This is a genomic window from Actinomadura sp. RB99 (genome assembly GCF_014706005.1).
GTDB lineage: Bacteria > Actinomycetota > Actinomycetes > Streptosporangiales > Streptosporangiaceae > Spirillospora.
The window spans coordinates 1-11,421 of record NZ_JABMCA010000139.1 but is presented as its reverse complement, the minus strand read 5'-3'; the positions used below and the strand labels follow the sequence as shown (position 1 = coordinate 11,421).

General features: G+C 72.8%; 9 protein-coding genes. 4 read left to right on the top strand and 5 right to left on the bottom strand.

Annotated features, from left to right (window positions below; all coding sequences use genetic code 11):
• Positions 1 to 1,691: 1,691 nt before the first annotated feature.
• Complete coding sequence (locus tag amrb99_RS48560; RefSeq protein ID WP_190868888.1) at positions 1,692 to 2,267, top strand: dihydrofolate reductase family protein; 576 nt, start codon at positions 1,692 to 1,694, stop codon at positions 2,265 to 2,267.
• Positions 2,268 to 2,669: 402 nt separating this feature from the next.
• Here amrb99_RS48560 and amrb99_RS48555 read toward each other — a convergent pair whose 3' ends face one another.
• Positions 2,670 to 3,656 (bottom strand): DUF5937 family protein, encoded by a 987-nt coding sequence (locus tag amrb99_RS48555; protein ID WP_190868887.1) that lies wholly within the window; start codon positions 3,654 to 3,656, stop codon positions 2,670 to 2,672.
• Positions 3,657 to 3,714: 58 nt separating this feature from the next.
• On the opposite strand from amrb99_RS48555, the gene amrb99_RS48550 reads away from it, so the two are divergent.
• Complete coding sequence (locus amrb99_RS48550; protein WP_241756652.1) at positions 3,715 to 5,004, top strand: MFS transporter; 1,290 nt, start codon at positions 3,715 to 3,717, stop codon at positions 5,002 to 5,004.
• A 345-nt stretch (positions 5,005 to 5,349) separates the two neighbouring features.
• Here amrb99_RS48550 and amrb99_RS48545 read toward each other — a convergent pair whose 3' ends face one another.
• Entirely contained in the window at positions 5,350 to 6,102 is a 753-nt protein-coding gene (locus tag amrb99_RS48545) for an SRPBCC domain-containing protein (protein WP_190868886.1), read from the bottom strand.
• 103 nt (positions 6,103 to 6,205) lie between these two features.
• Positions 6,206 to 6,871 carry a helix-turn-helix domain-containing protein gene (locus amrb99_RS48540; protein ID WP_190868885.1) on the bottom strand — a complete coding sequence of 222 codons (666 nt, stop codon included), beginning with the start codon at positions 6,869 to 6,871 and terminating at the stop codon, positions 6,206 to 6,208.
• A gap of 145 nt (positions 6,872 to 7,016) precedes the next feature.
• Between amrb99_RS48540 and amrb99_RS48535 the strand changes: the two genes are divergently transcribed.
• A complete protein-coding gene (locus amrb99_RS48535) occupies positions 7,017 to 8,780 on the top strand; it encodes a glycoside hydrolase family 15 protein (RefSeq protein WP_347257192.1) in 1,764 nt (587 codons plus the stop codon).
• Between the two features lie 6 nt (positions 8,781 to 8,786).
• Here the strand turns inward: amrb99_RS48535 and amrb99_RS48530 are convergent, their stop codons facing one another.
• Together amrb99_RS48530 and amrb99_RS53600 are read right to left on the bottom strand one after the other, a co-directional pair.
• Positions 8,787 to 10,436, bottom strand: coding sequence for an MFS transporter (locus amrb99_RS48530; RefSeq protein ID WP_190868884.1), 1,650 nt, complete (start codon positions 10,434 to 10,436; stop codon positions 8,787 to 8,789).
• Between the two features lie 118 nt (positions 10,437 to 10,554).
• Positions 10,555 to 11,187 (bottom strand): FHA domain-containing protein, encoded by a 633-nt coding sequence (locus amrb99_RS53600; protein WP_347257191.1) that lies wholly within the window; start codon positions 11,185 to 11,187, stop codon positions 10,555 to 10,557.
• 11 nt (positions 11,188 to 11,198) lie between these two features.
• On the opposite strand from amrb99_RS53600, the gene amrb99_RS48520 reads away from it, so the two are divergent.
• Positions 11,199 to 11,421: hypothetical protein (locus tag amrb99_RS48520; protein ID WP_206700406.1), on the top strand; the 223-nt coding region annotated here is incomplete at its 3' end.

Below are 11,421 nucleotides of genomic sequence, written 5' to 3'. Positions count from 1 at the left end.
GATCAGGGACTCGATGCGCCCTTCGTGATCTGGTCGGGCGCCCCGGACGGGCTTCCCCGTCGGTCACACATCCACAACAGGTTCAAGGGCCCCCATATTTCGTCAAGCACGCCCCAAGCACGCGGCCGACCTGCAAAGACAACCCAAAACGCCCCCAACGCAAGGGCTCGGGCCCACTTCCCCCGCCCCAAAAAAAGTTCGAAACGATCCCCTGCACCCCGGGATCCGAACCCGCTGATCACCCCAGGCAGTGACCCAGACCACCCACACGACACGGGATCCGCCGCCCTTCCAGGCCCCCAGCCCCGCCCTGCCGGGACACGACCCCAACCCCTGCCAAGGGCGCCTGACCGATGCTTTAAGGGACCTGAACGCGAAGCACGACGCGCCCCAGGGGGCAAGGATGGGGCGGCCAACGCTGAGCGAAGCGTGCACGTCACGCCATTGGCGGCACACCGCGACGCTCCCCACCCGCTCCTAGCGAACGTGAGCAGGACTGCAGGGACCGCTCGCCGGACCGACCCCGCCGCCAGGCCGCCCTTCGCGAGGGCTGGGCCTCCTCGGCGGGGATCGGGGGCGAGATCGGCCTTTGCGGTGCGCTGACGGCCTGCGGATCCCCTGAGGCCTCCTGGACGCCGCCCACGTGCCCGCGGGCCGCAACTCCTAGGCCCGATGCTTCAGATAGCCCCCGGGCCGGGCGCCGCCGGCAGTCAGACGTCAGACTTGCGGAACCTGCGGCGCAATCACTTCGATGCCGCCGTCCGGATGCGCGTGGTCAGCGAGGATCTGGACAACTGGTATGTGTTCCGAGAGCTGGCGCTATGAGTGCGCGGCGGCGCGCACGATCATGGCCGGGGACCAGTTAGACCCTCGGCAGGCCTGACCAGAGCCCGCTGTCCGACCCGACAACCTCGCCCCAGCCTCCTTGCTGCTGGGCGGCCTACACCGAACCGCTCCTGACGGCCTGAAGAAACGCTGCTGGTCGTCCTGCAACGACCGGCGAGGCCCAGCGCGCCAGTGCCTACGCCTCTACGAGGAGGGCAGCCTCCCCACCAAGGGGGCACGACGCCTAACGCCGTCCGAGCTAAAGACCCGACCGGCGGGCACGCCGGGACCCGTCAGCCGACACGGCGATCGGCGGCGCCGCAATGGCCCCCACTCGCGGCTGGACGACGCCCGCCAGCAACTGGCTGCGGCCGAGCACGCCTGCGAAGCCGTATTGAAAACGATGCAGCGGTGGACACCGAAGTCGAGCGGCAGCGGGTGCGCGAGGATCTCGCCACCAAGCTTCGGATCGAAGGCGGCCGCCGCGAGGCCGCCGAGACGGAACTGAGGTGCGCGCTCGATGAAGCGCGCCGACGCGGGCACCATGCGTGCGCATCTCGGCGGCGCCCTCGAACGCGCGGCCACAGCCGAGCGGGCGCCCGCTGGGGCAGGAAGACGCAGGCACCGAACGGGGCCCTCACCGGTCTCGGGTGTCCAGCGGGGGCTCTGCCACCCGCCTTGACCTGGGGTCCGCGTGCTGTTTGACATGTCGTCTGCGTGAGTCCCGGACTGGCGCTGCTGCATCAGGCGCGGGCTCGCGGCAGGGGACGCGTGATGGGCGATCCCACAGGTCACCGATGAGTTCGACCGACCCACCGAGTCGTACACAGCGGACCTAGAACACCTCCAGAGGGAGTGCGTATCCGATGGCGCAAGTGATCTGCGACATGTCCATCTCGCTCGACGGGTACGTCACCGGCCCCAACGACAGCCGCGAGAACCCGTTCGGCGACGGTGCCGGGATGCTGCACAAGTGGATGTCCGACCAGGCGACCGATGAAGATCGGGCGATCTTGGAGCAGGTGGTCGAAGACTGGGGCGCGGTGGTGATGGGCCGCAAGTCGTTCGAAAAGAACGAGGGGGAGGGCGGCTGGGGCGGGGGCGGCCCGATGGGCGATGTCCCGTGTTTCGTGGTCACTCACCAGGCACCGACCAGGTCGTACCCGCCCGTGTTCACCTTCGTCACCGACGGGGTGGCCAGCGCGATCGAGCAGGCCAGTAAGGCGGCGGGCGACAAGGTCGTCGGGCTGCACGGCGCGACCGTCATGCAGCAGGCGCTACCGCTCGGCCTGGTGGACGAGATCCGCGTGCACGTGATCCCGGTCCTGGTCGGCGGCGGTACGCCGTTGTTCGGCGCGCTCGACTCCTCGATCACTCTCGAACGCACCCGCGTGATCGCGACCCCTGCGGCGACCCACCTCTCCTACCGCGTCGTCCGCTGACCGCCAGGGGACGATGGTGGTCGCCGAGGGAGACCACGAGGTCGTTCCGGATTCCGCTCCGAGTTCCGGCTCCATAGACCGGGGTCCACAGATAGCCGTTAGCGCTGAGAATGATCACGGCGTTCCGTTGGGGGATCCGTCATGGCTTGAGCTGGGCGTTCGCTCGTTCTCCGGGCGCGCGCTGCTTGGCGTGCGTCCGGTCGATGTCCTCGTAGGGCGTGGAGGTGCGTGTGCCGAGGCCCTGGTACGCCTTATCGGTCGGCGTGAGCAGTCCGGTGGCGGCCCGCGTCTGAACGAGGCCCGGGATGTGGGCTGCGGGCGGGGCGTGGACCGAGCCTCGCAGCGGCCCTGAAACTTACAGCCAGGCACCGTAGGTGCCGGTTGTTATCGGCGCTCCGCTCCTCAGGCGCCGGCGGCCGTGAGGAAGGCGTCGGCGACGGCCGTGCGAGTGTAGAGAACGTATCTGCCGCTGCGCCGGGCGGTGACAAGACCGGCCGCTCGCAGGGCGGTGAGTTGTTGGGAGACCGCGCCGGGTGAGAGCCGGAGGCGGCGTGCGAGGTCGGTGGTGGAGGCGGGCGAGGTCAGGGCGGTGAGCAGCATCGCCCGTGTCGCGCCGAGCACCCCGGCGAGCGCATCCGGTGCGGCCGGACGGTCGGTGGTCCACAGCAGGCCCACGCCGCGCGGCGGGTAGCGCACGGTGACCGGCCACACGGGCCCTGTCTTGACGAGAACGCGTGGCCAGGCGAAGGCCGACGGCACCAGAACGACGCCCCGTCCATCCAGCCGCTGGGCAGCGGAGTGGTGGAGCAGCCGGATCGACAGGGTGTCACCGCGCCAGCGGATCGCGGGGTCGAGCGCGTTGAACAGCCGGGCGGGCCCGCCATCGGTCTGCTCCCGCGCGCGATACAGCACGTCGGCCTCCAACAATGCCCGTACGCGCGGCCAGTCCTCGGCCAAGGCCGCCTCCCAGAACGCGCGGATCTCTCCGGCGAGCCGATCCAGCCCGCTGGACGGGCGGGCGTACAGCTCCCGCAGCGACGCGGTCCGGACGCCGCAGGTCCGGTCCAGTTCGGCGCGTACTTCCTCCGCCGGGACGGCGCGCAGCGCGGCGAGCTCGTCGTCCAGATCGGGGGAGGGGACGGCGGGCGTCGGGGCGAGGAAGGACGGCAGCGCCCGAGGAGGCGGCGGCACCAGCGCGTCCAGCAGCGCGATGCGTTCGGACGAGCGCAGTTCGGCGACGCGGGGCGCCGCTACTGCGAGCCAGGGCCGGTGCAGCGCATGTGCGGCGGGTTGCCGCAGAGCGCGCAGCGCGGCCACGCACTCCCACAGGGGTGAGCACGCGAACCGGGTGCGGGCCAGATCGCCCGTGGAGAACTCCAAGTCCAGCACGGGGCCTCCCAACGGATTCGGGCCAGTCTAAATCGATTCCGGCTCGGCCCCTCCGGCGATGACGCTGAGCGGCATGCCATACCGAGGTGTGTTCGCCATTCAGCCCTTCCGACGTATCTTCGCCGCAGCCGCTATCAGCGAGATCGGTACCCAGATCAGTTATGTGGCCATTCCTTTGGTCGCAGTGGTGGCGTTGCACGCTTCGCCGGGTGACGTGGGGGTTCTCGCCGGTCTGAGTACGGTCGCGTTCCTGGTCATCGGACTGCCCGCGGGCGCGTGGGTGGACCGGATGCCGCGGCGCAGGGTGCTGGTGGCCGCGGATCTGGCCCGCGCCGTGCTGCTCGGCTCGATCCCGCTCGCGTGGTGGCAGGGCGTCCTGTCCATGGCGCAGCTGTACACGGTGGTGCTGGCCACCGGCGCGGCCACGGTGTTCTTCGACATCGCCAAACTCAGCTACCTACCGCAGGCCGTGGGTCGCGACCGCTTGGAGGAGGCCAACGCGCACCTGGTCGCCCTGGACGCGGCGGGGGACATTGGCGGGCGCGGCGTCGGCGGGTACCTGGCTCAGGCGCTGTCGGCGCCGGTGGCGGTCGGATTGGACGCGCTGACGTACCTGTGGTCGGCGGCCTGCCTGCTCGGCATCCGCGGCCGCGAGTCTGCGCCGGCGCCGGTGCCTCCCGGGCGGCTGACCCTCGACATCCGCACCGGCCTTCGCTACGTGCTCGGCCACCCGGTACTGCGGCCGATCCTGCTGGAGGGTGCCTGCACGAACCTGTCGATCCAGCTCACCGTGACCATGTTGCCGGTGGTGTTCATCCGCCAACTCGGATTCTCCGGCGCGGCGCTCGGCGGCTTCCTGGCGTCCGGCGGTGTGGGTCTGCTCGCCGGGGCGATGGCCGCGCGGCGCATCGGTGTTCGGCTCGGCCAAGGCCGCGCGCTGTGGGGAACCAGCCTGGCGCTGGCACCCGCCGGCCTCCTGGTGCCCTTGGTCGGACGCGGCCCCTGGGTGTGGCTCGTCGGAGCGGCCTGGCTGGTGACAGGAGTCAAGGTCGGAATCGACAACGTCCTCAAGGTGAGTTTCCGTCAGCGGATCACCCCGGGGAACGTGCTCGGCCGAATGAACGCCACGTTCCGTCTCCTGCTGATGGGAGCCCTGACGATCGGTGGTTTCCTGGCCGGACTGATCGGTGACCAGGCAGGGCCGCGGGCGGTTCTGTGGCTCGGCGCCGCAGTCCCCGCCGTGTCATGGCTGCTGCTGTTCTTCTCCCCAATCCGCCGGATGCCCGCCCTCCCGGACACCGTCGGGCTTTCCGACGCGGCCATGTCGCCTGACCTGGATCGCGCCTGACCGTCGACCACTTGTCCGCCCCGACGTTGTCGGTCTGTAGGTGGTAGGTGATGCCAGCAGGATTCGAACCCGCGACCGTAATTCGGCTGCGGCGGCCCCACCCTGCACCTTCTGCTATCGGCGATGTGACCCACGGCCTTATTGCGCGCTGGACCCCTGAGAGTTCACCGAGCCGCGCTGCTTCTGCTGGGAGAAGGCAGGCGCTCGCAGCAGAAGCAGCGCCCGCTAGGGGATTCATGTTCCAGTTCTTCGATCTCGTGCCGTCGCTGACCGCGCTGGAGAACGTCCGGCTCGTCGCCGAGTTCGCCGGCCGCGGAACCGCGAGCGGTCCGCCGCCGTTCCGGATCAGGCGTACAGGCCGTCCAGCCAGCTCTGCCACGCCTTGCGCGTCGCGTCCTCGTCGCCGGACGCGCTGGCGGCGAACCGGTGCAGCGCGACCCCGACCGGCGCGCCCCACGCGTTGCGGCCGAAGAACCGGTACATCGCGTCGCCGGTGCGCAGGCCGAGGAAGTTCTCGTTGCGGAAGTCGACCACCGCGTCCACCTCGCCGGCGCCAGGCAGGTCCACTCGCACCCGGTCGCCCTCGGACGCGCCGTCCGCCGCCGACGCGCCCAGCCCGAGCGCCCGGCCGACCGTCTCGAACGCGTCCTTCGCCGTGGACGCCGCCGGGCCCTGCACGTCGGTGTGCACCGCCGGCATACCGGGGAAGTGCGTGACGTACTGCCGCAGCGTGTGCAGGTAGAAGTCGGTGTGCTTGTTCGCGCCGTCGTACTGGTCGTCCCAGTTCTCCACGAAGATCCCGCTGTGCACGTAGCGGACCCAGGACCGGCCGCCCTCGCGGGGCTCGATCAGGTGGTCGAGCTGGTTGAGCGACTGCCCGACCGCCTTCAGCTCCTCGGGGGACTCGGACCGGACGACCAGCCGGTGCGGCGGGTCCCAGGTGGCCACGGTCGAGCCGAAGCCCGCCGCGCCGCCCTCGCGCGGCTCGTACTCGGTCGGCCACAGCCACCCGGCCGTGTTCGCCGTGATCGCGTCCCAGATCCGCTCGGGCGGCGCGTCGACCTCGAACTCGCGGACGATCTCGAATTCCTTCGCCATGGCGTGCTCCTCGCTCCGGCGCGCTGCACGCGCGCCCGTTCCGTTGGTGTGCCGTTCTGTTCGCGGCTCGTGTGCCTTCATGCCGTGCCGCGGCGGGTGGCCTTCAGGACCCGTCCGCGTCCGCCGCGCCGCGGTCCTGCTCGATGCCCGGCGGGTCGCCCTCCTCCGCCCGGCCTCTGGCGGCGGGCTCGGCCTTGAGGGAGGGGTGGAGGGCGATGACGACGCGGTGCGGGCGGCCGCCCTCCGCCGACGTGTCGTGGTACTTGCGCACCAGAGCGCCGACGCCGGCGGTCAGCTCCTCCACGAACGCCGCCCGGTCGGCGGCCGAGGCGAACCGGACCTCGCCGTCCAGCGCGTAGGTGGCCAGCCGCTTGTTCGCCCGCTCCGCGCCGGTGATGAGCGCGCCGACGTCGCGGACCAGCCGCGCCGCCAGCGCCAGCAGCCAGCGCGCCGACAGCGCGTCGCGGTGCCGCGCGGGATCGGGCTGCAGGCCCGGCAGCGCCAGCGGCGAGATCACGTACGACGCCGCCGTGGCGCGCATCAGCCGCTCGGTCATGTTGCCCTTGCGGCGCTCCTCGACCAGCTCCACCAGCCCGTGCCGCTCCAGCGCCCGCAGGTGGTAGTTCACCTTCTGCCGCGGCAGCCCGACCCGCGCGGCCAGCGCCGCCGCCGACAGCGGCTCGGCCAGCTCCGCCAGCAGCCGCGCCCGCATCGGGTCCAGCGACGCGGCCGCCGCCCCGGGCTCCTCGATCACCGTCACGTCCAGCATGCGTCCATCATGGGCGCCGACAGTATGAATTGTCAAGACAAAAAAAGTTGTCGGTGCCCCGCGCGGGTGATCACTCCGGATCGGCGGCGCCTTCTCGGGTAGTGACCCCCTCGACGCACGACGGCACGAGGCGGAGGAGGTCACGGTGGGAGGCACGGGCGGACGGGACTCGCTGCCGAAGGCGCTGCGCGACTACGCGCTGATCGCCGACGGGGAGCGCGGCGTCCTGGTCGGGCCGCAGGGCGAGTACGCCTGGATGTGCTTCCCCGCCTGGGACTCGCCCGCCGCGTTCGGCGGCCTGCTCGGCGGCCCGGGTGACTACGTCGTCCAGCCCGTCGCAGAGCGGTGGGTGTGGGGCGGCTACTACGAGGACCGCGGGCTCATCTGGCGCAGCCGCTGGGTGACCGGCGACGGGGGCATGGTCGAGTGCCGCGAGGCCCTCGCCCGCCCCGCCGACCGCGACCGCGCCGTGGTGCTGCGCCGCTGCCGGGCGGTGCGCGGCGCCGCCCGCATCCGCGCCGTGCTGGACGTGCGCGCCGGCGGCCGCCACGAGCGGATGCGGGACCTGCACCACCACGGCGGCGAATGGACGGCCCGCAGCGGCCCCGCCCGGATCCGCTGGCGCGGCGGCGACGAGGCGGTGGTGCGGGAGAACACCGACGGCGGGCCCGTCCTCGCCCTGACCTTCGACCTCGCCGAGGGCGAGTCCCGCGACCTGGTCCTCGAGATCGCCGAAGGCGCCTCCGAAGGCGCCCTGGACCCGGCCGCGCTCTGGGACGCCACCGAACGCGCCTGGCGCGACGACGTCCCGTCCTGCGAGGACACCATCGCCCCGCGCGACGCGCGCCTCGCCTACTCGGTGCTCACCGGGCTCACCAGCAGCGGCGGAGGGATGGTCGCCGCCGCGACCACCGCGCTACCGGAGCGCTCCGACGAGGGCCGCAACTACGACTACCGGTACGCCTGGATCCGCGACCAGTGCTTCGCCGGGCGCGCCGTCGCCGTGCACGGCGGGCCGCCGCGGCTGCTGCGCACCGCGGCCGAGTTCGTCGCCGCCCGCATCCTCGCCGACGGCGACCGCCTCAAGCCCGCCTACACCGTCACCGGCGCGGACATCCCCGAGCAGCGGGACAGCGACCTGCCCGGCTACCCCGGCGCCACCGCCGTCACCGGCAACCGCGCCAGCTCCCAGTTCCAGCTGGACGCGCTCGGCGAGGCGCTGCTGCTGCTCGCGGCGGCCGCCGAGCGCGAGGCGCCCGGCCCCGAGCGGCTCGAGGCGGCCCGCGTCGCCGCCGACGCCGTCGCCCGTCGCTGGAAGGAGCCGGACGCCGGCATCTGGGAGACCCGCGACGACCTGTGGACCCACTCGCGGCTCAGCTGCGTCGCGGGCCTGCGCCGCGCCGCCCGGTTCCTGGCCGGGCCGGCGGAGGCGTCCTCCTGGAACGCCCTCGCCGACGCCGTCCTCGACGAGACCGCCCGCACCTCGCTCGCCCCGGGCGGACGGTGGAAACGGGCCCCCGGCGACGACCGCGTGGACGCCGCGCTGCTGATCCCGCCGCTGCGCGGCGCCCTGCCGCACGACGACCCGCGCACCGTCGCCACCCTGGAGGCGGTCCGCTCGGACCTCGTCCAGGAGGGCTTCGTCTACCGGTACCGCGTCGGCGACGAGCCCCTCGGGGTCGCCGAGGGCTCCTTCAGCCTGTGCGGGTTCTTCCTCGCCCTCGCCGAGCACCGCCAGGGCGAGACCGCCCGCGCGCTGCGCACGTTCGAGCGGACCCGCTCCGGCTGCGCCACCAGCGGCCTGTTCTCCGAGGAGTACGACGTCCGGCAGCGGCAGCTGCGCGGCAACATCCCGCAGGCGTTCGTCCACGCGCTGCTGCTGGAGTCCGCCGCCCGCCTCGGGGACTGACCGGCGTCAGGCGTCGGCGGGCTGCACGGCGGGAGCGGCCGCGCCGACCGCGCGCCTCCTCGTCTCCACCCCGAACGCCGCGACGACGAGCACCGCGAGCAGCAGCGGGACGGCGCCGAGCAGCGCGGTCGTGTTGATGGACGGCACCGTCGCGCCCACCACCAGCACGATCGTGACGACCACCCCGCCGAGCTTGCCGACCCCCGCCGACAGGCCCGAGCCGCGCGAGCGGATCCGAGTCGGGTAGATCTCCGAGCTGTAGGCGGCCAGCACCGCGGCGATCGTGGCGGTCCCGACGATCGGGCCGGCCAGCAGCACGTACAGCCACGTCCGGTCGTGCGCGAGGGACTCGCCGGAGAAGGAGAAGGCCACCAGCGCCGCCGCGGTCAGCGCGGTCAGCACGATGATCGTCTTCTTGGCGCTCCACAGCCCGTACATCGCGGCCGCGACGAACACCAGCGGCAGCCCGAGCAGCGAGGAGTCGCGCAGCGCCGCGTCGGCCGACTTCTGGGCCAGGCCGAGCCTCTGCAGGTTCGACGGGATCCACAGCTGGAACCCGTAGGTGACCAGGCCGATGCCCAGCCCCAGCACCACCACCGCGATGCTGAGCCCGGCGAACGGGGGCCGGAACAGCGGCGTGAAGCCGCCGCCGTGCGCGGCCTCCTGACGCTCCTCGGCGGGCGCCTCCCCGGCGGGCCCCGACGCTTCTGCCTCGGTCTCCGCCACGTCCTCGATGGCGCCGTACCGGGACATGATCGTGCGGGCCTCGTCCTCCCGGCCGTGCGCCAGCAGGAACCGCGGCGACTCGGGGATCCAGTGGTTCAGCGCGATCAGCAGCACCCCGGTCGGCATGCCGAGCAGCCACAGGATCCGCCACGAGTAGTGCGGGACCAGCGCCGACGACAGCGAGCTGGTGATCGCGTAGGCCAGTGCGAGGTTCCCGCCGATCAGCACCATCACCCAGCCGCGGTGCCGGCCCGGGATCATCTCCGCCAGCAGCGAGAACGTGATCGGCAGCATGCCGCCCGCCGCCAGGCCCATCAGCAGGCACATCGCCAGGTTCCACGAGAAGGACGGCATCGCCCCGCAGACCGCGGTGGTCACGAACATCACCCCGGCCAGCAGGATGGAGGAGCGCCGCCCGATGCGGTCGCCGAGCCAGCCCCACAGGAACGAGCCGGCGACCGTCCCGGTCAGGCCGAACAGCGGCAGCAGCGCGACCGGCCAGTGCCCGCCGGGGTTGAGGGCCGACTTCAGCCCGTACTCCTTGCCCATCCCCGGCGCCACGAACGACAGCGTGATCGGCTTCATCGCGTCGATCGTCACCGCCGTCGTCATGACGATGACGAGCCCGATGTGCGCCCGCCGGAACGGCGCGTCGTGCGCCGCGCGGACGCGCACCTCGCCGTCGCGGCGGGACGCGGCGAGACCGCGCGGGATGAGCCCGTACGCGGTGAGCGCCAGGCCGACCACGATGAGCGCCATCCCGGTCAGCATCGGGGCGTCCATCGACATCCCGCGCATGGTGTAGTGCATGTCCGCCGAGTCGATGTACATCGGCAGGTGCAGGGCGACGCCCGCGACGCAGGCGATGAACCCGGTCCAGAAGGCGGGCGGATGGGCGAAGGTGATACCGCCCATGGGCCGTGTTCGCATCGGTGTCCTTTCGGAGGGGGCGGCCGGGGACCCGGCCGCGGTGGGAGCGCCGTCAGGCACGGTGGATGTGACGCGGCGGGCGCCCGCCCGGTGCGCGTCCGGTTCCGGCCAAGCCGAATCAGACCTTCCGGTTGGACTCGAACCGGAACGTGCGGGTCAGGCCGACCCGGACGGTCGCGCCCGGCGCCAGCTCGACCGGGGTGTCGGGCGGCAGCCGGACGAAGTCCGCGGCGCCGGGTGCGCGCACCGCCGTCCCGTTGGCCGATCCGAGATCGACCACGTTGACCTGCCATTCCTCCAGCCGGACGAGGACGTGCCGGCGGGAGATCGACTCCTCGGTGTCGGTCATCCGGAGCGGGTGCGCGCGGCCCTCGGCGACCTCGGGCGCCCGGTCGGGGCGCCGCCCGATGAGGTGGTCGTCCTCGAGCGGGACCGCCTGCCCGTCGTCCAGCAGCAGCACGCCGAGCGGCGGCCGCGGCCCGTGGAACGGCGACAGCGTGAGCTGGAGCATCGAGATCCCGCAGACCGCGCAGTAGTGCGCGCGCGGGTCGTTGAAGTGCTCGTTCTTGCAGTTGACCCCGAGCACCTGCGGCCCGCCGGGGCGCCGCTTCGGATGCCGGCGGATCAGGCTGACCCTCTCGCGCGGCGGCTCCTCGGTGCCCGCGGCCGACACGCCGTCGACCGGCGTCGGCGGCAGCGGCGGCGCCGGCTCGGCCGTCGTCGGCCGGGCCGGCGCGACCGGCCGCGGCACGGACGGCGCAGGTGGCGCAGGTGGCGCAGGTGGCGAGCATGGAGCTGACGCTGGGCGGCCCCTCGACGGTCCGCTCGGACGGTTCGTGCGGGCCGCCGCCGACCCGGACCTCGTCGCCGTCCGCGAGCATCACCCGCGCCGCGGCCTCGCCGCTGACCAGTACCGCGAGCCCCGACCGCCCGGACGGCCCGGCGACCGCGCACGCCGGCGGCCGGGCCCCGGCGCGGCCGGCCA

Bases quoted from the DNA above. Each gene is read 5' to 3' on its own strand.
- amrb99_RS48550 (WP_241756652.1), top strand. From the start codon at position 3,715: ATGACGCTGAGCGGCATGCCATACCGAGGTGTGTTCGCCATTCAGCCC.
- amrb99_RS48560 (WP_190868888.1), top strand. From the start codon at position 1,692: ATGGCGCAAGTGATCTGCGACATGTCCATCTCGCTCGACGGGTACGTC.
- amrb99_RS48530 (WP_190868884.1), bottom strand. From the start codon at position 10,436: ATGCGAACACGGCCCATGGGCGGTATCACCTTCGCCCATCCGCCCGCC.
- amrb99_RS48540 (WP_190868885.1), bottom strand. From the start codon at position 6,871: ATGCTGGACGTGACGGTGATCGAGGAGCCCGGGGCGGCGGCCGCGTCG.
- amrb99_RS48545 (WP_190868886.1), bottom strand. From the start codon at position 6,102: ATGGCGAAGGAATTCGAGATCGTCCGCGAGTTCGAGGTCGACGCGCCG.